The sequence below is a fragment of the Clostridium sp. AF19-22AC genome (assembly GCF_003479085.1).
Taxonomy (GTDB): domain Bacteria; phylum Bacillota; class Clostridia; order Lachnospirales; family Lachnospiraceae; genus Faecalicatena_A; species Faecalicatena_A orotica.
This window is the reverse complement of the sequence record NZ_QUGN01000001.1, coordinates 112,857-137,538: the sequence shown is the minus strand read 5'-3', so window position 1 is coordinate 137,538 and position 24,682 is coordinate 112,857. Positions and strand designations below refer to the sequence as shown.

22 protein-coding genes are annotated in these 24,682 nt (G+C 44.9%); 1 reads left to right on the top strand and 21 read right to left on the bottom strand.

Features of this window, described 5'->3' with window-relative positions; all coding sequences use genetic code 11:
* Positions 1-14 precede the first annotated feature (14 nt).
* From DWX43_RS00590 to nhaC, 16 genes are all read right to left on the bottom strand, one after another.
* Complete coding sequence (locus tag DWX43_RS00590) at positions 15-1,862, bottom strand: ABC transporter ATP-binding protein (protein ID WP_118618159.1); 1,848 nt, start codon at positions 1,860-1,862, stop codon at positions 15-17.
* Positions 1,855-4,299, bottom strand: coding sequence for an ABC transporter ATP-binding protein (locus tag DWX43_RS00585; RefSeq protein WP_109733008.1), 2,445 nt, complete (start codon positions 4,297-4,299; stop codon positions 1,855-1,857). Before DWX43_RS00585 ends, DWX43_RS00590 begins: the two co-directional genes overlap by 8 nt.
* 99 nt (positions 4,300-4,398) lie before the next feature.
* A complete protein-coding gene (locus DWX43_RS00580) occupies positions 4,399-4,836 on the bottom strand; it encodes a MarR family transcriptional regulator (protein ID WP_118618157.1) in 438 nt (145 codons plus the stop codon).
* Positions 4,837-5,061: 225 nt separating this feature from the next.
* On the bottom strand, positions 5,062-6,249 hold the full coding sequence (locus DWX43_RS00575; RefSeq protein WP_118618155.1) for an MFS transporter: 1,188 nt from the start codon (positions 6,247-6,249) through the stop codon (positions 5,062-5,064).
* Positions 6,250-6,314: 65 nt separating this feature from the next.
* The gene (locus DWX43_RS00570; protein WP_109733000.1) at positions 6,315-7,700 is read right to left on the bottom strand and encodes an MATE family efflux transporter; all 1,386 of its coding nucleotides are present in this window, start codon (positions 7,698-7,700) and stop codon (positions 6,315-6,317) included.
* 161 nt (positions 7,701-7,861) lie between these two features.
* Positions 7,862-8,491 (bottom strand): cytidylate kinase-like family protein, encoded by a 630-nt coding sequence (locus DWX43_RS00565; protein ID WP_118618504.1) that lies wholly within the window; start codon positions 8,489-8,491, stop codon positions 7,862-7,864.
* A gap of 83 nt (positions 8,492-8,574) precedes the next feature.
* On the bottom strand, positions 8,575-9,879 hold the full coding sequence (locus DWX43_RS00560) for a DUF6056 family protein (protein ID WP_118618153.1): 1,305 nt from the start codon (positions 9,877-9,879) through the stop codon (positions 8,575-8,577).
* Between the two features lie 67 nt (positions 9,880-9,946).
* Positions 9,947-10,843, bottom strand: a complete 897-nt coding sequence (locus DWX43_RS00555) for a HAMP domain-containing sensor histidine kinase (RefSeq protein ID WP_118618151.1) — start codon at positions 10,841-10,843, stop codon at positions 9,947-9,949.
* 9 nt (positions 10,844-10,852) lie between these two features.
* Positions 10,853-11,659 (bottom strand): ABC transporter permease subunit, encoded by an 807-nt coding sequence (locus DWX43_RS00550; RefSeq protein ID WP_118618149.1) that lies wholly within the window; start codon positions 11,657-11,659, stop codon positions 10,853-10,855.
* Positions 11,652-12,572: an ABC transporter ATP-binding protein gene (locus DWX43_RS00545; RefSeq protein ID WP_118618502.1), complete on the bottom strand. Its 921-nt coding sequence runs from the start codon at positions 12,570-12,572 to the stop codon at positions 11,652-11,654. Before DWX43_RS00545 ends, DWX43_RS00550 begins: the two co-directional genes overlap by 8 nt.
* A gap of 108 nt (positions 12,573-12,680) precedes the next feature.
* Positions 12,681-13,343, bottom strand: coding sequence for a response regulator transcription factor (locus DWX43_RS00540; protein ID WP_109732996.1), 663 nt, complete (start codon positions 13,341-13,343; stop codon positions 12,681-12,683).
* Between the two features lie 124 nt (positions 13,344-13,467).
* Entirely contained in the window at positions 13,468-14,337 is an 870-nt protein-coding gene (locus tag DWX43_RS00535) for a helicase associated domain-containing protein (protein ID WP_118618147.1), read from the bottom strand.
* Positions 14,338-14,643: 306 nt separating this feature from the next.
* On the bottom strand, positions 14,644-15,477 hold the full coding sequence (locus DWX43_RS00530; RefSeq protein WP_118618145.1) for a tyrosine-type recombinase/integrase: 834 nt from the start codon (positions 15,475-15,477) through the stop codon (positions 14,644-14,646).
* A gap of 80 nt (positions 15,478-15,557) precedes the next feature.
* Positions 15,558-16,466: a DMT family transporter gene (locus tag DWX43_RS00525; protein WP_118618143.1), complete on the bottom strand. Its 909-nt coding sequence runs from the start codon at positions 16,464-16,466 to the stop codon at positions 15,558-15,560.
* 29 nt (positions 16,467-16,495) lie between these two features.
* Positions 16,496-17,509: an asparaginase gene (locus tag DWX43_RS00520; protein WP_182440583.1), complete on the bottom strand. Its 1,014-nt coding sequence runs from the start codon at positions 17,507-17,509 to the stop codon at positions 16,496-16,498.
* Positions 17,510-17,530: 21 nt separating this feature from the next.
* Positions 17,531-18,988: a Na+/H+ antiporter NhaC gene (gene nhaC / locus DWX43_RS00515; RefSeq protein WP_118618139.1), complete on the bottom strand. Its 1,458-nt coding sequence runs from the start codon at positions 18,986-18,988 to the stop codon at positions 17,531-17,533.
* A 237-nt stretch (positions 18,989-19,225) separates the two neighbouring features.
* Here nhaC and DWX43_RS00510 point away from each other — a divergent pair, with 237 nt between their 5' ends.
* A complete protein-coding gene (locus DWX43_RS00510; protein WP_118618137.1) occupies positions 19,226-20,164 on the top strand; it encodes a LysR family transcriptional regulator in 939 nt (312 codons plus the stop codon).
* 112 nt (positions 20,165-20,276) lie between these two features.
* Here the strand turns inward: DWX43_RS00510 and DWX43_RS00505 are convergent, their stop codons facing one another.
* From DWX43_RS00505 to DWX43_RS00485, 5 genes are all read right to left on the bottom strand, one after another.
* A complete protein-coding gene (locus DWX43_RS00505; RefSeq protein WP_118618135.1) occupies positions 20,277-21,074 on the bottom strand; it encodes an ABC transporter permease subunit in 798 nt (265 codons plus the stop codon).
* The gene (locus tag DWX43_RS00500; protein WP_109732992.1) at positions 21,074-21,970 is read right to left on the bottom strand and encodes an ABC transporter ATP-binding protein; all 897 of its coding nucleotides are present in this window, start codon (positions 21,968-21,970) and stop codon (positions 21,074-21,076) included. The genes DWX43_RS00505 and DWX43_RS00500 overlap by 1 nt, the downstream gene beginning before the upstream one ends.
* Positions 21,967-22,590 carry a TetR/AcrR family transcriptional regulator gene (locus DWX43_RS00495; RefSeq protein ID WP_118618133.1) on the bottom strand — a complete coding sequence of 208 codons (624 nt, stop codon included), beginning with the start codon at positions 22,588-22,590 and terminating at the stop codon, positions 21,967-21,969. Before DWX43_RS00495 ends, DWX43_RS00500 begins: the two co-directional genes overlap by 4 nt.
* Positions 22,591-22,658: 68 nt before the next feature.
* Positions 22,659-23,279 (bottom strand): TetR/AcrR family transcriptional regulator, encoded by a 621-nt coding sequence (locus tag DWX43_RS00490; RefSeq protein WP_118618131.1) that lies wholly within the window; start codon positions 23,277-23,279, stop codon positions 22,659-22,661.
* 209 nt (positions 23,280-23,488) lie between these two features.
* A complete protein-coding gene (locus DWX43_RS00485) occupies positions 23,489-24,682 on the bottom strand; it encodes an aminotransferase class I/II-fold pyridoxal phosphate-dependent enzyme (protein WP_118618129.1) in 1,194 nt (397 codons plus the stop codon).

Below are 24,682 nucleotides of genomic sequence, written 5' to 3'. Positions count from 1 at the left end.
GGGTGCATCTTTACTTAAGCAATACTTGTTGTTTTCTCAAATTGCGAGTTATAAAGGTCCGCATAGAACCCGTTCTTCGCAATCAGTTCGTCATGGTTACCCATTTCTACGATATCTCCGTCTTTCATAACAAGGATCATATCTGCATCCCTGATTGTAGAAAGTCTGTGTGCGATAACAAAACTTGTTCTGCCTCTCATGAGGGTATCCATTGCTTTCTGGATCTGGATCTCTGTCCTCGTATCAACAGAACTGGTGGCCTCGTCAAGGATCAGGATCTTTGGATCAGCCAGAATCGCCCTCGCGATTGTAAGCAGCTGCTTCTGTCCCTGAGATACATTGCTCGCCTCTTCATTCAGTTCCATATCATAACCGCCCGGCAGTGTCTGGACAAAACGATGGACACGTGCCGCTTTCGCTGCCTCTATGACTTCTTCATCTGTCGCATCCAGTTTTCCGTAGCGGATATTATCTTTAATGCTTCCGTGGAACAGCCATGTGTCCTGAAGCACCATACCAAACATCTGCCTCAGCTCGCTTCTGTTGAAATCCTTGACATCATGACCATCTATCAGGATTGCACCGGAATTCACGTCATAGAACCGCATAAGCAGCTTGATCATTGTTGTCTTTCCGGCTCCTGTCGGCCCGACAATTGCAATCTTCTGCCCCTCTTTTACTTTTGCAGAGAAATCATTGATTATGATCTTCTCCGGGTTATATCCGAAGTGTACGTGGTCAAATTCCACATTTCCTTTCAGTCCTTCAACAGATACTGCATTCTCAACAGTCTGGTCCTCTTCGTCTTCATCAAGGAACTCAAATACACGCTCGGAAGCCGCTGCGGTTGACTGAAGCATATTTGCCACCTGTGCAACCTGCTGGATCGGCTGTGTAAAGTTACGCACATACTGGATAAAGGACTGGATATCACCGACTTCGATCGCATCCTTGATTACGAGGTATCCGCCCAGGATTGCAACTACGACATACCCCAGATTTCCGACAAACTGCATGATCGGCATCATCATACCAGATATAAACTGGGATTTCCATGCGGAATCGTACAGCTTATTATTCGTCTCATCAAATTCGGTTATAACATCTTCTTCCTTATTAAATGCTTTGATAATGTTATGTCCGCCGTAAACCTCTTCCACCTGTCCGTTTACATTTCCCAGATATTCCTGCTGTCCGCGGAAATATTTCTGCGAACGTTTCATAATGATGGATATCAGTCCTATGGATATCGGCAGGATCAGCAGGGCCACAACTGTCATCAGCGGGCTGATGGACAGCATCATGATGAAGACCCCTATGATTGTTGTAACAGATGTGATCATCTGTGTAGCACTCTGGTTCAGGCTCTGCCCCAGCGTATCGATATCATTTGTCACACGTGAAAGGACTTCCCCGTGTGTCTTTGTATCAAAGTAATTCATCGGCATACGGTTGATCTTCAATGAGATTTCTCTTCTCAGGCGGTAAGTCATCTTCTGAGATATGCCTGTCATAATGTAGCCCTGTACAAATGAGAATAATGCACTTATTACATAAAGACTCAGCGTGAATAAAAGGATTCTTCCGATCTTTTCGAAATCCATCCCGCCTTCGCCGGAAACCTTGCTAACGAGTCCGTTGAATATTTCTGTTGTTGCTTTTCCTAAAATCTTCGGCCCTACAATATTAAAAATTGTACCTCCGACTGCAAATATAAGGACGAAAAACAGCTGGAACTTATAAACCTTCATGTATCCGAGTAACTTTTTCATCGTGCCTTTCAGATCCTTCGGCTTTTCTCCCGGTACCATTCCCCTGCCGGGACCATGTCCGCCCATGCCTCTTCTCGTGTTTTTACTCATGGCTGCTCTCCTCCTTTCCTTCCAGACCTTCTTTTAATTCTGCCTCTGACAGCTGAGATGCCGCGATCTGCTGATAAACCTCACATTTCTTGAGTAGTTCTCTGTGGGTACCGATACCGGCAACTTCTCCGTCATCCAGAACGATAATCTGTTCCGCATGTAAGATCGTACTGATACGCTGTGCGACAATGAGCACGGTACTGTTTGCTGTCTTTTCCTTCAATGCCCTTCTGAGAGAAACATCTGTCTTGTAATCCAGAGCCGAAAAACTGTCATCAAAGATGAAGAGATTCGGATGCTTTGCAATTGCTCTTGCTATAGAAAGTCTCTGCTTCTGTCCGCCAGATACGTTGGAACCGCCCTGGGCAATCGTGCTGTTATACTTCTTCGGTTTTGCGTCGATAAACTCTGTTGCCTGGGCGATTTCTGCCGCCTCTTCCATCTCCGCGTCTGAACCATCCGGATTGCCAAACATGATATTCGATGCGATATCTCCCGAGAAAAGAACTCCCTTTTGAGGAACATACCCCAGTTTCTCACGCAGTTCGTGCTGTGAAATATTGCGGATATCTATGCCGTCAAGCGTAATCTCACCTTCCGTTACATCATAGAATCTCGGGATCAAATTGACCAGTGTGGACTTACCGCTGCCGGTACTTCCTATTATGGCTGTCGTCTCACCCGGACGAGCCTCGAATGTAATATTACGAAGTACATCCTCGCTTGCTCCCGGATAGCGGAAGGATACATGATCAAATTTCAGGACTCCATCAAGGTCATCCGGAAGTTTTTCAGGTTCCTTCGGATCATGGATCATTGTCTTACTTGTCAGAACTTCATCCACACGCTCTGCTGATACGGCTGCCCTCGGGAGCATAATCGAAATCATGCACAGCATCAGGAAACTAAAGATGATCTGCATTGTATACTGGATAAATGCCATCATATCTCCTACCTGCATCTGCCCGTCACTGATTCCATGTGCACCTGTCCAGACGATCAACACGGAGATTCCATTCATAATCACCATCATAACAGGCATCATGAATGTCATGGCACGGTTAACAAACAGGTTCGTCTTTGTCAGGTCAATATTTGCTTTATCAAACCGTTCTTCTTCATGCTTCTCCGTACTGAAAGCACGGATAACAGACAGACCGGTCAGGATTTCTCTTGTTACGAGATTCAGTTTATCAACCAGCTTCTGTAATATCTTGAATTTCGGCATAGCAACTGTAAAGAGTACGAGTATAACCAGACCAATCAGGAGGACTGCCAGACCGATAATCCATGACATAGATACATTCGTCTGGAATACCTTGTAGATACCTCCGACTGCCATAATCGGTGCATACAAGACCATTCGAAGCAGCATGACAACAAGCATCTGAATCTGCTGGATGTCATTGGTACTTCTTGTGATCAGAGACGCTGTTGAAAAATGGTCAAACTCATTATTGGAGAATCCTACCACTTTTCTGAATACCCTGCCTCTCAAGTCACGCCCTGCTGTCGCGCCGACGCGGGAAGCCATAAATCCTACAAGCACACTCGCTATCATCCCCAGCAGCGCCAGTGCCAGCATCTTACCACCGGTCCCCAATATATAGGAGGACTGGAGATGGGCCGTATCAATATTCAGGTTCCCATATACTTCCTTTATATAAAGCGTAGCAGCCTGTTCTACCATTGTTTCGGGCATGTCGTCCATCTGCTCACTCATCTTGTCAACGATCTGGGCACGCTGCTCATCCGGAACGAGCTCAAACAGTTCAAAAATATCCGCTTTGTCTATCTTTTTCAACTGCTCGTCAATCTTTTCCTGCGCTTCCTTCTGCATCTGTTCTGCCGCCTGTTGCTGCTGTTCCATCATCTGGTCAGCTAACTCAGGGTTTGCAGCGAGTGCAGCCTTCTGCTCATCCGTCATCTGGTTCTGGGCATCCGCCATCTGCTGCTTTGCCTCTTCCATCTTCTGGTCAGCCTGTTCCTGAATGGCAGATTTCATATTCTCCTTCATGGAATTTTCCATCTTCTTCGTGGTATCACTGCCTGAATCTATCCCGGACACAAAAAGCATCGGCTTTCCGAGAATATCTGACAGCTTTTCCATCAGCTTCTCGTCTTCTGCTGTCTTGTCTTTCAGTACATAAACAGCTCCGTCGTAATCATATCCTGTATCCTTATCTTTCAGTTCATAGGCATCCTTTACCGTCTCTGCATCATCACTGCTTACAAACAGCAACAGCTTATCCATATCCTTCTGTGCAATCGCGTCCGGTATTGATTCGTCAATACCGCCCTGCTGGATTCCGACATTTACTATATCGGATGTATATGCAGGTAGCGAAAGATCACAATATGCCTGCACAACGAGAACTGCCAGAATCGCAATCATTGCTTTCCAGTACATTCCCATATACTTGAATAATTTCTTCATAATCCCTATCCTTTCTTCATTCTTGTCTTATGTCATCGTGATAGTGCCTGTAGGGTGCTTCATTATTCTAAGCCCTGTTCTATGCATACCCCGTTATTTTCAAGATATTTCCATGAGGTTATCTCTCATCTGCAGTAAGAGTCTTCTCATCAGCAGCTTTTCTTCCTGACTCAGCCCGTTGAATATCTGTTCATCCATCTCTGCCGCCACGGTTTTAATATTCTTAAGACAGGCTTCCCCTTTTTCAGTCAGACTAAGCCGCATAATCCTTTGATCCTTTTCATCCGGGCTCCGCCTGATATAGTCCATCTTTTCCATCTTCTGGATTGTATTCGTAATCGACGGTGGTGTCACATTCATAAACTTCGCCATCTCCCGCTGTGAAAGGCCGCCCGACTTATTCAGCATAAAAAGTATCCCCGCCTGACCCGGCTTTAAATCAAACTTATCGAATAACTGGGTCGCTTTCTTCATACTCAAATGCATAATCTGGCCCATAATTCCCACAGTAGGCATATGCTCCATGTCACAATTCATCCTCAGCGCTCCTTTCTTTAAGCATTTTCAAAACACCGCTAACCGTAAATTAGTTAGACGTCTAACGGTTATATTAGTAGTATTATATAAAAAAGTCAATATAAAGTGATAGATTTCACAGTTTTTTAATAATTTCTTCCAAAAAATAATTAGACAGTTAACATATTATATTCATTATAAAAAGAAATCCCCGGCAAATGAATCACCGGGGATTTTTTAATTCTCCTAAGCAGGAGCATTCTTTTTTTCTTTTCTTATCAAAAATATTGCCGCGATGCACACCGGGAAGATAATTGCTGCAAATAAGCCACCCTTCAGTCCCCATTTCGAGGTATGGTCAGCTACCACACCAACAAGCCCCGGGCCGGACATGCAGCCGGCATCCCCTGCAAGGGCAAGAAAAGCAAACATGGCGGTTCCACCCTGTGCGCATTCTCTGGCAGCTATACTGAAAGTACCGGGCCACATGATCCCGACAGAGAGCCCGCAGAGGGCACAGCCAAGAAGACTGACAATCGGTATCGGTGCAAAAACCGCCAGCAGATAGCTTGCGACGCAGAGCACACTGCTCATAAATATAAACTTCTCCAGTTTAATCCGTTCTCCGCATTTCCCGTAAAAGACACGGGACACTCCCATCAGAAGCGCAAAGGAACAGGGCCCGAGCAGGTCTCCCACTGTTTTAGAAACATGCAGGCTGCTCTCGGCAAAATAGGATGCCCACTGGGACATTGCCTGCTCGGAAGCCCCGGCACACAGCATCAGAACAAAGAACAGCCAGAATATCCGCATGGACAAAAGCTTTTTAATTGGAATACGGTTCTCTTCCTCGACCAGTACGCGGATCGGAACCCTCATAAAAACAAATGCATTCAAAAATGGCAGAACCGCCCAGATCATCGGGAGATATCTCCAGTTTTCCATTCCTATGAGCTTGAATCCCAATGTAGACAGAATTACGACTCCCACATGCCCGAAGCAGTAAAAGGAATGCAGAAGGCTCATTGCCTTCTCTTTTGCCCCCGTCGGCGCAGCCTCAACAATCGGGCTTACCAGTACCTCCAGCAGCCCACCGCCAATTCCGTTTAGGGTAATCGCCGCCATTAATCCCGCATAAGGGGTGGGAAACAAAAATGGGAAGATCCCCATCCCGATCAGTCCTGCTGCTGCCATAAAGTGCGCAAATACCATGCAGACACGGTAGCCAATCCTGTCCACATATTTTGCGGCAAGCAGATCTACGATCAACTGGATTCCGAAATTCATTGTGATAAGGAATCCAATCCTCTCAACAGAAATCGAAAACTGCTGCTGAAAAGTAAGGAACAGAAGCGGTCCTAAATTGTTAACTATTGCCTGAGTAATATATCCTACATAGCAGGAATAAATAGTATATTTGTATGATTTCGTCATGTAGTATCTTGACGGTCAGAAATTGATTTTTTCCCTGACCGCCGCCCTTTCTCTATGTTTTCCTTTTAATCCGCAATCACTTTTTTCTTCCATCGTCCCGCGCGGTAACAAATAAATGTAATACATGCCCCGAGTACCCATGATATCAGGAGAGAGATAAAGATACACGCACTGTCTCCATTTGGATGTGCAGCTGATCTTGTAAAATATGCCAGACCGTAGGCAAGAGGCACGCGGATGACAACCGTCGTCACCATTGAAATCCACATTGGAGTAACCGTATCTCCGGCACCTCTCATAACACCGGACAGGCACTGCGTCACTTCCATCGCTATATAACCGGCTGCCAGTATCTTCATCATAGAAAAGCTTAATTCCACGAGTTCCGGCGTCTCTGTAAAGATCGCCATCAGGTATCGTCCGAATAATAGAATCAGGAGCGTAATCACGGCCGATGTCATCACCGCTATCCCGGTTCCCTGCCTTGCTCCTTTGACCACTCTGTCCATCTTTCTGGCGCCTACATTTTGTCCGGAATATGTCGTCATCGCAGTCCCAAACGAGAATGCCGGCATCATCGCGAATCCATCCACACGCATGACAATGACATTGGCCGCTATAAACAATTCCCCAAAACTGTTAGTCAGTGACTGCACAACAATCATGGACAAAGAAAAGATTGCCTGAGTCACACCGGATGGCAGTCCCAGACGGACCAGGTCCCAGGAATACTTCTTCTCCGGAATCAGATATTCTTTTTTCATATCAAAAACCTCTTTCATCCGGCATAATTTCATAAATGATAAAACCGCAGAGATCATCTGGGCAATTACTGTAGCCAGTGCAACTCCGGCCACCCCAAGTCCGAACTTCGCCACAAATATGTAGTCTAAAACAATGTTGATAACTGTCGCAACGAGGAGATACACCAGGGCGGAAACGGAATCTCCCAGACCTCTTAAAATACCACCCAGGATGTTATAAAAGGCACACCCTACAATTCCCATGAACAAGATCATCAGATAATTATTGCACCACCCGATGATACTGTCCGGCGTACGCAAAAGTCTTAGAAGCGGCATTGTAACAAACGGGGTAACCGCCATGACAAGAACCGTTGTAATAACCGTCAGCGTAATACAGCATCCGATTGTTTTTGACAGCGCTTCTCTCTGCTTCGCGCCAAAATACTGCGACACCATGATTCCGACCCCGACAGAAATCCCAACGAACAACACAAGCAGCAGGTTCAGTATAGGTCCTGCACTTCCAACTGCTGCCAGTGCATTGTCCCCTACGAACCTGCCTACAATGATGCTGTCTGCTGTATTATATAGCTGCTGGGCAATATTGCCGATCAGCATCGGGATTGTGAATGCCACAATCTTCTTACCCGGATTCCCTTCAGTCATATCTACCGGGGCGAATAGCTTCTTCATACCTGTTAACATAGAAAAATCTCTCCCTTTTTCCTTATCTTACTGTACATACTGTGATTATTTTAACGTATCCTTTTCATAATGTCTACCTTATTAAGAGAACTTTCCACTATTACACATGCAAATGCCGTGCACCCCTGTGCACGGCATCTATGTCAGGAAATATACTGCACTTAATCCTCAATCATCCCTTTATATATCAGCTCCAGATCCTTTGCTGCCCGTTCCATTCCCATTCTGCTTACATTCAGGACCAGATCGTGGGAGCCGACAGATCCCCAGTCCTTTCCGGTATATGTCTCATAGTAATAGCGTCGTTCTCTGTCCATCTTTTTTACCTTGTCAGCGGCCTTCTTCTCTGTCAGGTCAAAAAGTTCCATTGTCCTTTTAATCCTGTCTGTCTTGTCTGCACAGATAAAAACATTAAGGCATTCCGCCTTTCCATCCAGTACATAGTCGGCACATCTTCCGATAAAGATTGCAGGTCCCTTTTTCGCCAGTTCACGTATAATCCCTGCCTGTGCATAGAACATCTTATCATTGATCGGCTCGAGATAATCCACTCTCCCTACATACGGCATAATCGTTCCGGGTGCATAGGCATATGTAGATAAAAACCCGCTTAAAGCCGTTTCATCTACGGAATCTGCTGTATCCTCGCTGATGTCCAGTTTCTCCGCCGCCAGTTCCACCAGATTTTTGTCATACAGCGGGAGATTCAATCTTTCCGCAAGCATCGACCCGATTTCACGTCCGCCGCTTCCAAACTGCCGCCCGATTGTGATGATTACATTCTTTGACATATTCATTCAGCTCCTTCCTGCATGATTTACGTCCATCAGTTCTTACTACTATTATACTTATTTTGTCAGATTATAACAAGCTTTTAATTGAAATTAACTGATATTAATAAATCCCATATTTCTCTGATATACCAGACAATTCCGATACACAGCGCTGTATCCATAAAGAAGAATGTTCTGGTCCCTGATGCAAGCAGAGTCGGTGAAAATCCCATGAGCAGGCGTGTGGCAAGTCCGGCCGATAAGATGAGAACCAATAACAGAGTCTTTCTTGCAGACATAAAGCTTCCACAGACAGCCACCAGAATCATCAGTGTAAGTATCGTATACAATATAATCTGTGGATAGACCGGCAGGGGCGGTGCCTCCAGATCGCCATTTTCATAATATACACTGGCAGTCCATTTCCGAATTTGCGTGCCAAACAGAGCATCTGGAATTTTCCCTGCCCAGATGCCGGCCCGGTACAAAAATGGTATAGTTCCGCACACAGTAAATATGTTCACTCTTCGATATTTCATCCAAAGCCACACACATAGAACCACTATAAATAAAATAAATGGAATATCCCTCGCGGCATAAAAGTAATTGACTGTAGTAATCCAGCCGTTCCAGAGCTTATCAATTACGGATAGTTCCCCAAACCCGTGCCAGTAAGAAGAAATCTCCTGCTCAAGCCTCGCCGCATTCCCCTTGCAGGTCATTAGAAAAACTAAAGATAAAAGGCTGACTGCCATTTGAGAAAACAGGATTGGCTTAACCTTCCTAAGCTGAAAGAAATATACAGCAGCCAAAAAATAGAAACAAAAAACAATTGCAGCTGTCTGCTCCATATTACAGCCAAATAGTGCCGCGGCGCCATATCCTGCATAGTGATACCATTTGACTTTCTGGTCCTGAAACAGCATTCTAATTGGAATTAGGGCAGCAATTGCAGCAGCCAGCGCCCAGATATAGTTAATCGCACCGGGCTGGATCCCGACTTCGACAAGGCCATCTGCCGGAAATATAAACAACAGTGCCATAAATACAGTTGTTTCAAACCGTTTCCACGCAAGCAGCGACCGCAGTGCATATACCGTTCCCAGAATAATCAGACCGTCCAAAACAGCAAACACCACATAGGGCTGTTTCAGTATAATATAAAGCGCCCCCTCCAGAATCAGCCTGCCTGACCATGTCTGTGAACGCCAGATAAGGAAATCCAGAAATCCATATTGTTCCAGATAGCTCTTAAATACGACCGTATCCGCTCTATACTCCCTGACATTATAATGAAATAGACACAGCCCTAAACATAATAATACCAGAACGGTTCTCTCAATATAGACCGAATTACGTATTCCGAACCTCCGGACTCTTCTCCCTGTCTTTCTTATTACATTCATACTTATCTCTCCTCATACTTTATGCCAGACTCGCCTAAAACCAATATACATACCGATAGCCGGCAGCTTATTCATCTGCCGGCTGAAAACGGACGGTGATCGCCAGAAACTGCCCGTCCACAATGGCCGCTTCTGCTGTTCCACCTATCTTCCCACACAGTTCCTTTACAATCGCAAGGCCCAGCCCGGAAGAATGTTTCTGCCGGGCCGGGTCAGCTTTATAGAATCGGTCGAAGATTCTGTCAGGGTCAATTACAGAAGCATTCTGCACCGGGTTCGAAAACGTAAACGCCGTCCCCTTCTGGACAATACTCAGTCCGCCCAAACCATGTATCAATGCGTTATTGATCAGATTACGGAAGATGCGGCCAAGAATTTCCTCTGCTGCGAAGACACAGATTTCTTCATTCTCAAACCGGATATCCGGTTCTATTTGTTTCTCCTCGAACACATGAAACAGGCCAATCATACAGTCACTCAGAATCGGGAACACCGCAGTCCTGCGGCAGTCGGGTGAAAACTCACCGCTGGTAAGCTTCGTATATAAAAACAATTCCTCCAGCATATCCTTTAGTTCCGCAATCCGTCTTTCAATAATCCGCTCATAGCGAAGCTGCTTCTCAGATTCCGTACAGTCCTGCAGCATCTGCAGGTAACCCGACGCACTGGTAAGCGGGGTTCGGATATCATGCGCAATATTGGATATAGACTGTTTCAGTTCTGTCTGGGACCGCAGATATTTCTGTTTTTCGCCGCTGACATCCACAAAGATATGGTTCAGTTTCGTATAAAGCCGCAAAAATGCCCGGTTCCTTGTGTTCGAGGTCAGCTCTATATGGCTGCCCGCTTCCAGCTGGTCAAGCTGCTTATACAGATGCTTAACCTCCCTGATATAGAGGATAATCAGGGCAGACAGTACTGCAGTCACAATAAGCAGTACTGCAATCAGAAATTTCATCCGCATCTAACCTCCTTAAATATCTTTTCTTGACAGCACAATCTCGCTGATAACAGTATACAGTACAAAAAAAGCAGCTCCGGTAATAAATGGCCTCAAACCATATTCTCCCTGAAACGCACTTGGCAGAGAAGCAAGAGTCAAATATAAACTGTAGTCAAAAATCCACCCTAGTCCAAACAGTCCGAACACACTGCTGAGTATCATAACGACGAGTCCGCTGTTTAAACAGATGGCCCCGGCTACCCCCGCCGCCTTACTGCGGGTAATCATGCAGATTAGCATTATGAGTGCTGAGAAAGCATTTACGATAACCCAGGCTGAGAACAGATAATACAGAATGTCTTCTAACCCTGAATATTCAAAAAAGCCTCCGCTGATAATATTTAACAGCAGCGTAACCAGAAAAGTACCTGTAAGGTACAGGAAATTAACAATGAAGAAAGTACCTGCTTTACCCAGAACATAATCCCACTTATTCTCATGGGCAGCCATAATGTTCTTAATAAACCCACTCTCGAAATCCATGCATATAAAGAGTGCACCAAAAACCCCTGTCGTAACGGAAAGAAAGCCGCCGCTCACTGTTCCCTGCCGGAATATCTCCAGAATCGTTGTATTTGCCAGAGATGACTCAATGTCGGAGGCATCTGCTGAAAGCTCTGCCCCGAACTGGAGGATCAGGTCTCTGGTCGATGGATTTGTGATGATAAACAGGATGCCAAAGGTCACGATATTGATAAATACGAGTATCCCAAAACATATATAAAAACTTTTGCTGCGGAAGACACGGTATAGGTCCGTGCGAAGAAGATTAAGCATACTGCGCACCCCCTTCCATCAGTTCCAGAAAATACTGTTCCAAATCCATCCTGTGCAGGCTGCACGAATGAACAAGAATCCCGTTCTGTACAAGCATTGCCGTAAGCAGGCCCGATTCCGTGAAATCAAAAACCTGAAGCTGGTTTCTGCCAGATACTTCATAATGAATCTTGGGATAATGTTCTGACAAAAGCGCCGCGGTTCTATCCGCATTGTCCACTTGAAGCTCCAGATAATCTTTACACTTCTCTTCTAATTTTTCTCTGGAAATCTGCTGGATCAGCTCCCCCTCCTTGATAATCCCGTAACAGGTTGCAAGTTTACTGAGTTCCCCCAGGATATGCGAACTAATCAGGATCGTCTTCCCCGCTTCTTCATTCAGCCTGATGAGACTTTCCCTGACTTCCCTGATCCCCTCCGGGTCCAGACCATTGATCGGCTCATCAAGAATCAGAAGGTCTGGATTACCGAGAAGGGCCATCGCGATTCCCAGCCTCTGTTTCATTCCCATTGAAAACTGCCGGATCTTCTTTTTTCCTGTATGAGACAGATTCATAAGCTCCAGAATCTTATCTACACTCTTTTCATCCGTGAGCCCCAGGCACTTTGCCTTCAGGATCATGTTATCTCTGGCCGTCATATGGGGATACAGGCCCGCATCCTCTATAAGCATTCCGACTCTGCGCCGTGCTGTCTGGTTCTTTACAGGCAAACCATAAAGAGAGATTTCCCCCTCCGTGGGATGGACGAGCCCGCAGCACATTTTCAGTGTGGTAGACTTGCCGGAACCATTGCGGCCGATAAAGCCGTAGATATCACCCGCTCTTACTTCCATATTGAGATGGCTCACGGCTGCTTTCGCGCCGTATATCTTACTTAAATTTTTCGTTCTGACTGCATATTCTGTATTCATGGCAGCTCCTTTCTTTGCTTCAGAGCGCATTCCTTCTCGAAACACACTCTCATCCTTTGATGTAATTATAGTGTAGCCCCACAAAATTCAAAAAGCGCAAAGAAAAGTTTAAGAAAGTTTAAAGCCCATCCCCCATACAGTCTGGATATAAGTTTCCGTCCCAGTTGGTTTCAGTTTTGAACGGATATTACTGATGTGTACATTGATCGTCTTATCTTCTATAAAATACTCGTCACCCCATGCATATTCATAGATCACCTGTTTGGTAAATACCTTTTTCGGATGCTTGCATAATAATTCCAGTATTTTAAATTCATGTTTTGTAAAATCTATATTCTTTCCTGCAACGGTCATCTCCTGAGTATCCGGGCTGAGCGTCCATTCCTTATAATGAAGGATACTCCCTGAATCAAATGACTGCGAACTGCGAAGCTGTACCTGAATGCGCACAAGAAGTTCACGAAGATCAAAGGGTTTACAGATATAGTCATTAGCTCCCGACGAGAGCAGCTCTACTTTACTGTCCAGCTCATTTTTTGCAGAGAGCACAATGACCGGAACTTTACCTGCAAATGTATGAATCAACTCTTCCCCCGTCTGCCCTGGGAGCATCAGGTCCAGCAGAATCAGGTCATAAGTCTCCATCGAAAAACGCAGTGCACCTTCACTGCCTGAAAACGCCTGGGTACACGTGTAATTGTTCTCCTGTAGATATTCAGCAACCATGTTATTGATATTGGGATCATCTTCTATAATTAATATTGACTGCATAGCCTTTTCCTCTTTATAATTCTAACCTAATAATCAAATCGTCATTATGGGTATGATACCACAAACAGGCTCCGGGATACAACTTATAAATCACCGGATACGCTTTCATCAGGACGCTGATTGCTCAGATTTCCAGAGTCTCCAGCTGCTTTGCTTTAGCCACAGACATCTTCCCCTGCTTCAGAGCCTTTCTTTGCACAGATATCCAGTTTCCCATACTTCGCCCGTCCGGAGCCTTCAATTCTCTTCCCAGAGGCAGACGGCCATATTCTCTTTTATATTCACTTACCCACTGATACATGGCCGTCCACTTTTCCTCCCGCACATTATCAAGTTCCCAGACCATCAAAATCCTCTCTAGTGCCTGAATCTGTTCCTTGTTAAGAGGCTTGCGCCCTCCTTTCTGGCTGTACCTTTCCCGCTGGACAAAAATCCATATTCCCAGCCGTTCCCCTCCCTTAGTCCTATAACTCAGCGGAATCAGCAGATTCCCGTTTTCCAGAAAATATTCTTCTGCCATAGAATACCAGTTATTCCAGCTCCTTCTTTCATAGCAGCTCCAGATCATTTTGTACCGGTCCAAATCTCTAATCTGCTTTTCCGTCAATTTCCCGGATTTCCGCTTTTTCCTCTGTTCCCTAAGCCAATACCCGAGCCGGTACCCATCTGCTACATATTCGGTATTAACTTCCAGATTTCCATATTGCCGATAATACCCTTCTGCCAGAGAAATCCATTTGTCCCATTCAAGTCTGTCCTCCAGCTTCCAGACCATCCCGATACTTTCCAGGGCAATTTGTTCATCATGATAGATTGGGCTGGCAAGAAGCCCATTAAACCGCGCCCGCTGCCGCTCAATCCAACGTCCCAGACGATAGCCGTCCGCTGTTATATAATTGGAGGGCACAAGCAGATCCCCATGTTCTTCAAAATAATCTTTCGCACACAGATACCATTCATCCCAGGTTTGTTTCCTGTATATTCTCGACTCCATTTTATCCTCCCGCACCGGAAGACATAATGTCAATTATGTCTTCATATCAGTATGGTCAGATTACTAAAGATTGAATGCCGCCAATAAAATTGCAAAAAGAGGCGCAAAAATGAAGCCACCGCTTTTCAAGGTCCGCTTGATGGCTTCATTTTTGTGCCCATTTCAGTGAAACGAAATATTACACATATGTAAATCTTATTATTTTCTTTCATTTTCTCTGTCCAAAGTTGAGCTGACAGTCCGTCAATGCTATAATAATCAAAGATATTTACTATATAAATGACATACTGGATGACATAATTGACATTATGTCATCAGACACATTTGTACACGATCCAAACAATCCATATGCTGTTCACCTGTTTCTATCGTATACACCCGGGTCGTGTTAATGCTGCTGTGTCCCAGCAGATCAGCCAGCCTCACGATATCTTTCTCAACAGAGTAAAATGTTCTCGCAAATAAATGGCGGAGATTATGTGGAAAAACCTTATTCTCAGCCACTTTCGCTTTTAAACACAATGCTTTCATATCCCTCCAGATATTTTTCCGGCTGAGAGGTTTCCCACTTCTACTCACAAATACAGGGCCGGTTTTGTGACCGGTTTTTTTTATGAACTTAAATAATATTTTTTGTACCATTGCCGGTATGAAGATGACCCTTGTTTTGCTTTTACACCGGACAGTGGCCTTACCGGCCCTGACAGCCTCTGCCGTGATATATTCCAGTTCACTTACCCTGATTCCCGTACCGCAGATAGTCCTGATAATATATGACATCCGTGTATCCCCGGCCGCTTTTACAAGGCGCTGGTACTCCTGCCTGGTCAGTTCTTTATCTTCCGTGGCAAAGATCTGCCTCTGGACCTTCAATAATTTCACACAGAATTCCTGTTTACCGGCATAACGCAGAAAACAATTAAGTGATACCAGCATGGAATTCACACTAGAGGGAGCATATCTTTCTAACAGGTACTTTTTATATGCAATCGTCTGCTCTTTGCTGATGTCCCCATCCTGTAGAAAACGTCTAAAGCAACGGATATCCCTCAAATATTTTTCAGTGGTTGCCTTACTTTTTTCTTCTTCAGTCAAATGTTTTTCAAATGAAAGAAGATCTTCCGGACTCAATCTGTACATACTTTTCCTCCTGAGAATTATATTTGTTCATATCATTCCCATTATACGGAATCGTAAACGACTGTTTCCGAGGCATTATTTTATTTTTCTGATACGCTTAAATTAAGAATCATAACGGCTCCCAGAATACAGAGAATCCCAAGTGCAGCCCCCATCGTCAGTGGTTCGCTGTAGAGAACCGCGCCAAAAAGTGTGGTCATCATCGGTTCAATCGTTGCGAGGATTGCAGCTTTACTTGCAGGCGTCGTCTTTAGTCCTATCGTATATATCAAATGTGGGACAAGAGCTGTAACAACCCCCAGTGCCACAGACCAAGCCAGCAGGCCCGGACGTCCCGGAGATGTAGTAAAAATGACTACAAACTCCGAGGGTCTGGAGATAATGCACATAGCAATTGCCGCAAATAGAAAACTATAGGTAGTTACCACAAGCGGAGGATATTTCCGCAGGGCGATTGTCCCTATAATACTGTAGGAACCATAAGAAATGCCAGATATGATTCCAAGCAGGATGCCGGACGGTGTCACAAGGCCTCCTCCGCTGCCCGATACCAGTATACATCCGAGAAATGCCATGCTCAGGGCTGCCAGCTTTCTTTTAGTCACCTTTTCATGAAAAAACACGATCGACATCAGCATCACCCATATAGGGGAAGTGTACATCAGAATGGATGCCGTCGACATCGACATCATCTGGATGGCAGTAAAATTGGTACATGTAACAATTGCGAGTCCGCACACTCCCAAACTTATAAACAGGGGGATATCTTTCCAGGAAATCCGAAATTCTACAGGATACTTTATCAGCATAATCACTATATATCCCATCGCCGCCACTGTCAGCCTGAGGGTGGATATCTGGATGGCCGTAAGGCCATATCCGGTAAGCTGCCGGACAAAAATCCCCATTGTCGCCCACAAGATTCCGGCCATGATAACAAGAATACTCCCTCCGCTCTTCTTCACTTTTCCTTTATCTCTGTCATTCATAGCCACTCATATCTCCCCCCATCAGACAGTTATACCCTCTTAAGCTTAAAACAGCAGTGTGTCTGTCCCACGATTTCTTTCTTGAAATTATAGACATTCATCTCCGTCTCGGGAATGAAATTCTCCAGTTCATTATCCTGTATTTCCCCCAGCTGGCGCAGTGTCTCCACGACAACCGAGTCCCTGACCGGACCGATACCGCAGTCCAGCTTAATTGCGATACCAAGCCCCTTATCTTTGATACCAAGCCCATAGTATCCATCTGCACCAGACTTGCTGAACACATTTTTGCGGGACAGGGCGTTAATCCTTGCATCGGGACGTCCTGTGCCAGAGATATAAAGGGGGTACTCCTGAATCGCCTCCACAATTCTTTCGGACGCTTTCCTGCGTTTTTCCTGTAGAACTTCCGGACGGCTCATTCGTGCAAATCCAAGTGCAAAATGGTACATTGGCATAGCATGGACCGGAACCCCGCAGCCATCAATACCAAGCCCGATCTTTTCTACGGGATAATCGCACATCTCGCTGATCGTTTTTAGAATCCTCTGCTGGTGGGGATGAGATGGCAGATAATAATCATCCAGGCTATCTCCCAGATATTTCGAAGTGACCAGCATGCCTGCGTGTTTACCAGAGCACATTTCCTGTGCCGGAATAGGCTCGGTCCCTTCACGGTGCATCTTATCCGCAAGCGGCTGATACATAGGGTAGTGCGTGCCGCACTGCAGATAGCTTTCGTCCAGTCCCGCTTTTTTTAAGATCTCCCGTACTGCCTCCACATGATAATCTTCACCGCTGTGCGACGAACAGATTAAAGATAACTCCTTATTTGTAATGCCATAATAATCGGAAGCGCCACTTTCCAGAACAACCATTGCCTGAAAAAGTTTGGCAGAGGACCGGGCAAACACAATCTTTTCCGGATCTCCTGCACTGTATACGATTTTTCCATTAGAATCTACTACCAGAATGTGTCCGGTAAAACAAAGATCCTCATAGCTGCCCCGCCATCCGATGGCTAATACTTCTCCTGCATTCATAATCATTCTCCTTTGCATAAACTAACTTTGCCCAGCAGTCTTTTCTCCTTCCGGTATCTTTTTAATACCGATACCGGTGAATCCATAAATAAGTGCAAATATGATGCACAAATAGCATAAAAATGACCACGGCAGATAAGATATTACCGAAACTCCTAATGTAGATGCCATAAAGACTCCGCTTGTCGACCAGGGAACCAGTGGCATAATCACTGTGCCGGCATCCTCCAAAGACCGTGAAAGGTTTTCAGCCGCCAGCCCTCTTTTTTTATATACATCCCGGAATAATTCACCCGGAAGGATGATCGTAAGATAGGTTGAACCAACCGTAAACGCCAGTCCGGCTGTAGCAAACAGAGTTGACGCAATCAGGCCGCCTGTACTCTTAACACACTGGAGCAGTTTTCCAAGCAGGACCTCTGTACTGCCCGATGCAACTAGAATCCCTGCAAATGTCAGGGCTACCAGAAGCAGCTGAATGGTACTCATCATACTGGACAGCCCTCCCCGCACAAGCAGGGTATTAATTTCAGGTACGACGCCCACCATATCGAAACCCGGAACATGAAGTAAGTCCAGATTAAATCCATTGATCATCGCGGATAACACATCACCCAGTGACGCATGCTGGAAGATCATGCTTTCCACACTGGCAACGCCTACCGAGATGACCATGATCGGAGTAGTTGGCAGACGCAGCAGAGAACCTCCCAGCACAATGACTGCCGGCAAAAGAAGGAAAATATTAAAATTAAATAATTGATCCAGCTGTCCGAGCATAAGTTCCACATTTTCTGCATTAACTGAACCGGTAACACTTCCGCTGAGTCCCAGAACAGTATAAACGATCAGGCAGATAATGGTAGGAGGCACTATCGTCCACAGTTGATGTTTAATATGGTCGTATAAAGAGCAGCCTGATACCATAGGAGCCAGATTGGTTGTATCGGACAGCGGTGATATCTTATCCCCGAAGTATGCTCCTGAGATCACAGCACCTGCCGCCACAGGCAGTGACACACCAAGTGCGCCGGCAATTCCCATGATCGCCACGCCCATTGTCCCGACGGACCCCCACGAAGTTCCTGTAACCACCGAAATTACAGCGCATACGACAAACGCCGTAGTTAGAAGCATATGTGGGTTAATAATCTTCACACCATAATAGATCATCATCGGAATACTGCCGGACAGAATCCAGCTGCCGATAATCAGGCCGACAGATAATAAAATCATAATTGCCCCAAAGGCTGATTTAATCTTGTTGCCAACCTCCTGTTCCATATCCTCCCATGTGTGTCCGGTCCGTTTCCCGATAATAGCGGCAATCGCTGCTGCAATTATGAGAAGTGCCTCTACAGAATAGTTCTTAATTCCTTTTCCATAAACCAGTAAGACAATCAGGGCAGCGATTGGTATGAGCGCTTCCCAGAACAGGGGCAGCCGCTTTTCCTTTTGTGTTTTTGTTTTGTTTTCCATAAATTCCCTCCTGCTTTCTTTTCTCTTTCATGTTGCCTGTTTCTTCACTGCATCTCTTGTGTTTAATCATACTACAGAAGATATTTTTCTTACCAATTTCTATTTCTTATACCTGTTATCAGAAAAATGAATCTATTTTTCAAAATCATTCATACTCTTCTACTTTTACTTTTGATTTTTTTATGATATGATGTATACAATTCACATTCCTTTACAGGAATCACGGGAGATGAGAGTTTGAATATACAACAGTTACGATATGTCATAGAAATTTCAAGACAAGGATCCTTTAATAAAACATCGCAGGCACTATTTATTTCACAGCCAGCGCTCAGCAATGCAATCAAAGATCTGGAAACAGAGCTTGGCTACAGCATTTTTATCCGTGACAGGAAAGGGGTCAGGCCTACAGACGAGGGAAGGCAGTTCCTTGTATCGGCCCAAACGATTATTCAGGAACTGGAGAATATCCAGCAGCTTCATATTCCCCAGCAGCAGCCACAGACGCAGATTTTGAAATTCTCCAGTGACCGGGCTGCATTTGTGGCAAAGGCGCTAGTAGAATTTAGTCAGGATTATCTGAAAGATAAGAAGTATGCACTCCATCTATATGAAAAAGACAGCGCTCAGGTCATTATCGATGTGGTTACAAGAAAAGTGGATGTTGGAATCATAGCCGTACTGGCCTCAGAGAATATGGAATGGATCAAAGATTTAAAGAAAAGAGATATCGTACATCACTTTCTGTTCCGGACCAGATCTTATGCAATATTGCGCAAAGGCCATCCCCTGTTGGAAAAATCAGAACTCCATCTCAAAGACTTTTACAAGTATCCGGTTTTCCGCACGGATTACGATGATAATTTACTTGATGACTATAATCTGGTTGCCGGTTTCCCATTTTATGATCAGTTCGAGCAGACCATCTTCACCGACAGTATGCGCTTTATGTATAATTTTATCGGCAATTCAGATGGTATTTTTATCGGAACCACGCAGCTTCATGTGGAGGAACTGCATCCGTTTCTGACTGCATTGCCGCTTCCGGATATCAATGTTGACTGGGAGTATTATTATATATGCAGGAAAGGATACCGGCCGGCGCCGATTGTTGCACATTTTTTGAAATATCTGGAAGCAATGGTCTCGGAACAGGCAGGAGATACCGCAAAATAAGACGAAGGCGTATTTTTTAATCTGAAAAGGCACGACCGAAGTGCTCCCGGTCATGCCTTTCTTCATACTTTCTGTATTCTTTTACTGTGTCCTTATTTCCTGTCCCCCCGGATCAAAGCGGCAGGTCCCTCTTACTAAACCGCACGATCCCAATTCCAATGAGAGTGATCCCGGCCGCATACAATATGCAGCATACCGCCCACGCCTGACTGTCTCCTGCCCCCAGTCCATCAACATCAAACAAAGTCAGAGGAGTGGCATACTTCAGATTTTCAAATTTATCCCCAACTCTCGAAATCATCTGTGCCAGAAGGGAATACACTAAAACTGTCGTGCTGACTGCCGATGAGTATTTCGTTTCGTTGCAAAAACAGGATGCACAGAACCCTATGCCGCCTAAAAATACCAACAGCCCCAACAGACCGATATTCACCCGCAGAAAAGCCTTGACTTCCATTTCCCCCGGAAACATACCTTCACTAAACGCAAGTATCAGTGCTGTCACAAATCCAACCATAATCACAAGGCATAATAACATGAAAACTGCCTGTGTCAGCATAATCTTCCAGCGCTTTACCGGTGCGGCCAGCAGATATGCCATTGATCCATTGTCCACATATTTTGATGCCAGCCTGTTTGTCAGAATGATGATAAACACCCCGGGGAAGCCAATAAAAAGCCAGCCGTACAAATAACTTGAAACAAACTGCAGCAATGTTGTTCCGGGATTATTCATGCCAAAGGCCGCGAACATCTGCGGCATACTTTCTGCCATCAGCTTTAAGCTGTCCCCCATTTTCGGGTCAAACATAATTGTAATCATGCTCCCGTACACACTAAGCACCGCCAGAAAAATAACAAGCAGCAGCCAGTTCGATTTGATTTCTTTTTTAAACAGTGTTGTATTCATTACTTGTCTGCCCCCTCTCCGTAAAAATGCATAAAGAACTCTTCCAGGCTCTGGGTCCGCACATTAAAGTCCGTCACCGTATATTCTCCGGCCTTTTTGATAAATGCATCCAGATTCTTTCCAACCTTGACTGTCACAATTTTGCCCCCCGGCTGATAAACAGCTCTCGGGAAGGCCGCGGCGAATTCTTCCGCCATCGGGGATTCCTTAAACGTAACTTCAATCACCTTCTGACGGCCTTCTTTCAGCTTCTCAATCTCTTCCACAGCAGCCAGCCGTCCGCTCCTGATAATCGCAGCGCGGTCACATGTGCGTTCAATCTCCTCAAACATGTGTGAAGACATCAATATCGTTTTCCCCTGTTTCTTTTCTGAAAGGATCAGCTCTACGAAACGGTTCTGCATGAGAGGATCCAAACCAGATGTTGGCTCGTCCAGAATCATAATATCAGCCTCTGGGTCCATAAATGCACAGACAATTCCTATCTTCTGTTTCATTCCCTTTGACATTTTTTTGAGTCTCCCGGACGCATTGAGTTCGAACATCTCCATGAGTTCTTCAGCCCGCCCCAGCCCTTTCATCTTCTTCATCTTAGCCACAAAACGTATAAACTCCATTCCATTCATAGAATCTATAAAGGCAATTTCGCCCGGCAGATACCCAACAGATTTCTGTATTTTCTCTGTATTTTTGAAGCAGTCCATCCCCATAATGGACAGCTTTCCGCTGTCCGGTTTCATAAATCCCATCAACTGGCGGATGGTTGTTGTCTTCCCCGCACCGTTGGGCCCCAGAAACCCCAGCACTTCTCCCTGATTCACTGAAAAGCTCACATCAAAAACGCCCCGGCCTTTCCCATAGTCTTTCGTAATATGGCTGATCTCAATTACACTCATATCTGATATTCCTCCTTATACACAAGCCTTCTCATCATGTCTATCCAATCATTAAATTCCGCTTCCATCTCATCCAGCTCAAATGACCTGCCGGATATCCGCACATCATGTGCGTAACCATCTGCCATCCACCGTACCATCTTATAAATCCGGTATGGTTCTGCTCCTTCTTTGAACTTAAACAGATCAATATTCCCAAAGTATATGTGGTATAAAGAATCTTCCAGACGATCATTCATCCTTTTTACTTCTTCCGACACAGCCTCCTTATCAGAATAGAAGGCCCTCATGGCGAAATCCATGATGTATGGATTCTTCCGCAGCATGGCTACCTTTTTGTCTGCCGAGTACTTGAGTATCTCAAAAAAGTCTGTCAGCTTCCGGAATCCGGTATCTATAATCTGGGCTTTCATCACTTCGGCCAGGTAATCATATATGTACATATACAATTCCTTCTTGTTGTGGAAATAATAAAACAGGAGTCCCTTTGATATTCCTGCTTTTGCTGCAATCAGATCAGTGGATGCATTTTTATATGCATTTTTTGAAAACACCTCCATACCGGCATTCAGAATACCCTGCTGCCGTTCCTCTGGAAGTGCATAAAACTTTTCATTCATCATGCTCTCCTTTCCAGTACTTTCAAGAATACAGGATTGACTATTTTTTACAACCCCCCTCTATAAATTTATTGATATTCCTCCTTATACACAAGCCTTTTCATCATGTCCATCCACTCATTGAATTCTTTCAGCAGCTCATTGATATTAAATCCCCTCCCTGACATCTGTATATCGTGGATATAGCCGTCTCCCATCCAGCGGAGCATCTTAAACACCTTAAATGGATCGATCCCATCTTTAAACTTATAAGTTTCTATATGTCCAAAGTATGTCTGGTACATGATCTCTTCCTGCTTCGTATTTACAGATTTTAAGTCATCCGAAACACATTCTTTTTCAGAATAGAACGCCCTCATTGTAAAGTCCATGATGTATGGATTCTTGTCGAGAATCCATACCTTACCTGTCGCAGCATATTCTAAAAGCTCAAAAAAATCAGTTAACTCCAGAAACTTCTTATCTGCAACCTGTTCCTTCATAATTTCAATCAGGTAATTATAAATAAACATATATAATTCTTTCTTATTATGAAAATAATAAAATAATAACCCTTTTGAAATTCCAGCCTTTGCCGCAATCAAATCGGTGGAAGCTTTCTTGTATTCATTTTTTCCGAATACTTCCATAGCTGCATTTATAATCTTCAGCTGTTTTTCTTCCTCAAGCAAATAAAATTTGTCGTTCATGTGGCCCCTCCCTGCCTGTCAGCCATGCTTAAAGCGGCTGTCCTTCAGACTGACTTTATTAGTCAATCCTTATACTCAGAATAAACCATTGACTATTTTTTGCAACCCCCTGCTATATAAAAATACAAAAAGAATAAAATTCCTTATATAGACAAAAAAGAGAGAAGGGAACTCCCCTCCTCTCAAATTATAAATACCGATATTAAATATTAGAATACATACTTGTCAAGCCGGTCGAAGGCCTCCTCCACCAATGCATGTGGCAGGGCCAGATTCACCCGTATACTGTATTTTCCGTGGAACGCTCTGCCGTCCTGCCAGATTACGCCGACTTCAACGCCCGCCCTCAGTAGTTCATCCAGAGACTTCTGATGTTCCTTCAGCCATTCTTCACAATCCAGAAACAACATGTAAGTGCCCTGTGGTTTTGCCAGTTTGACGCCTTTGAAATGGCTGTTGATGAACCCATAAGCATACTCAACATTGTCTGCAAGCACCTGCCGCAGTTCATCCACCCATTCCATTCCTTCCCGGCTGTATGCCCCTGTCAGGGCATGCATGGACAGCACGTTGCAGGAATTGTAATGTGAGGCCGCGGAAACCTTTCCGATGCGGTCTCTCAGGTAAGAATTGTATATGACATGGTAGGAACCGATCAGGCCTGCCAGATTAAAGGTCTTTGACGGGGCATAAACACTGATTGTCCGGTTCTTTGCATCCTCGGAAATTGTCTGCAGCGGGATATGCGTATGTCCGGGGAGTGTCAGGTCCGCCCATATTTCATCAGAAATGACAACACAGTCATATTTCTGATACAGTTCCATTGCCCGCTCAAGTTCCTCCCGCTCCCAGACTCTTCCTGTAGGATTATGCGGGGAACAGAACACAGCACAGTGGACCTTGTTTTCCTTGAGCTTTTTCTCCATGTCTTCATAGTCCATCCGCCAGACATTGTTTTCATCCAGCTTCAGGTCACTCAGTATAATATTTCTCCCGATATTTTCAATCGTTTTCGTGAAACCGATGTAGGTGGGGGAATGCAAAAGTACTGCATCCCCCGGCGCTGTAAATGCCTGAATCGAGGCTGATACACAGCCCAGTACACCGTTTTCATAGCCGATATCTTCCCGGGTCATGCCTGTCACGCCGAATCTCTCTTTATGCCAGTTCATAATCCCATTAAAATAAGCATCCGATAAATTGAAATAGCCGAAATGATGGTGCTTAAGTCTCTCCTCCATTGCATCCAGAATGGATGGCAGCGTTGGGAAATTCATGTCTGCAACCCACATTGGGAGTCTCGAGAAACCATCCTTTACCCTCGCACCCGGAATCGGAATATCATCCACTGCGATGGCGTCATGACCTGCCCTGTCCATAATTGTTGTAAAATCATACTTCAT

Coding starts and splice junctions, on each gene's coding strand:
- DWX43_RS00485 (WP_118618129.1), bottom strand. CDS start 24,682: ATGAAGTATGATTTTACAACAATTATGGACAGGGCAGGTCATGACGCC.
- DWX43_RS00555 (WP_118618151.1), bottom strand. CDS start 10,843: ATGCGGATGAAATTTCTGATTGCAGTACTGCTTATTGTGACTGCAGTA.
- DWX43_RS00535 (WP_118618147.1), bottom strand. CDS start 14,337: ATGGAGTCGAGAATATACAGGAAACAAACCTGGGATGAATGGTATCTG.
- DWX43_RS00545 (WP_118618502.1), bottom strand. CDS start 12,572: ATGAATACAGAATATGCAGTCAGAACGAAAAATTTAAGTAAGATATAC.
- DWX43_RS00540 (WP_109732996.1), bottom strand. CDS start 13,343: ATGCAGTCAATATTAATTATAGAAGATGATCCCAATATCAATAACATG.
- DWX43_RS00490 (WP_118618131.1), bottom strand. CDS start 23,279: ATGAACGACAAATTTTATTTGCTTGAGGAAGAAAAACAGCTGAAGATT.
- DWX43_RS00565 (WP_118618504.1), bottom strand. CDS start 8,491: ATGTCAAAGAATGTAATCATCACAATCGGGCGGCAGTTTGGAAGCGGC.
- DWX43_RS00575 (WP_118618155.1), bottom strand. CDS start 6,249: ATGACGAAATCATACAAATATACTATTTATTCCTGCTATGTAGGATAT.
- DWX43_RS00520 (WP_182440583.1), bottom strand. CDS start 17,509: ATGAATGCAGGAGAAGTATTAGCCATCGGATGGCGGGGCAGCTATGAG.
- DWX43_RS00500 (WP_109732992.1), bottom strand. CDS start 21,970: ATGAGTGTAATTGAGATCAGCCATATTACGAAAGACTATGGGAAAGGC.
- DWX43_RS00495 (WP_118618133.1), bottom strand. CDS start 22,590: ATGAATGAAAAGTTTTATGCACTTCCAGAGGAACGGCAGCAGGGTATT.
- DWX43_RS00505 (WP_118618135.1), bottom strand. CDS start 21,074: ATGAATACAACACTGTTTAAAAAAGAAATCAAATCGAACTGGCTGCTG.
- nhaC (WP_118618139.1), bottom strand. CDS start 18,988: ATGGAAAACAAAACAAAAACACAAAAGGAAAAGCGGCTGCCCCTGTTC.
- DWX43_RS00590 (WP_118618159.1), bottom strand. CDS start 1,862: ATGAGTAAAAACACGAGAAGAGGCATGGGCGGACATGGTCCCGGCAGG.
- DWX43_RS00570 (WP_109733000.1), bottom strand. CDS start 7,700: ATGTTAACAGGTATGAAGAAGCTATTCGCCCCGGTAGATATGACTGAA.
- DWX43_RS00585 (WP_109733008.1), bottom strand. CDS start 4,299: ATGAAGAAATTATTCAAGTATATGGGAATGTACTGGAAAGCAATGATT.
- DWX43_RS00525 (WP_118618143.1), bottom strand. CDS start 16,466: ATGAATGACAGAGATAAAGGAAAAGTGAAGAAGAGCGGAGGGAGTATT.
- DWX43_RS00550 (WP_118618149.1), bottom strand. CDS start 11,659: ATGCTTAATCTTCTTCGCACGGACCTATACCGTGTCTTCCGCAGCAAA.
- DWX43_RS00560 (WP_118618153.1), bottom strand. CDS start 9,879: ATGAATGTAATAAGAAAGACAGGGAGAAGAGTCCGGAGGTTCGGAATA.
- DWX43_RS00580 (WP_118618157.1), bottom strand. CDS start 4,836: ATGAATTGTGACATGGAGCATATGCCTACTGTGGGAATTATGGGCCAG.
- DWX43_RS00530 (WP_118618145.1), bottom strand. CDS start 15,477: ATGTACAGATTGAGTCCGGAAGATCTTCTTTCATTTGAAAAACATTTG.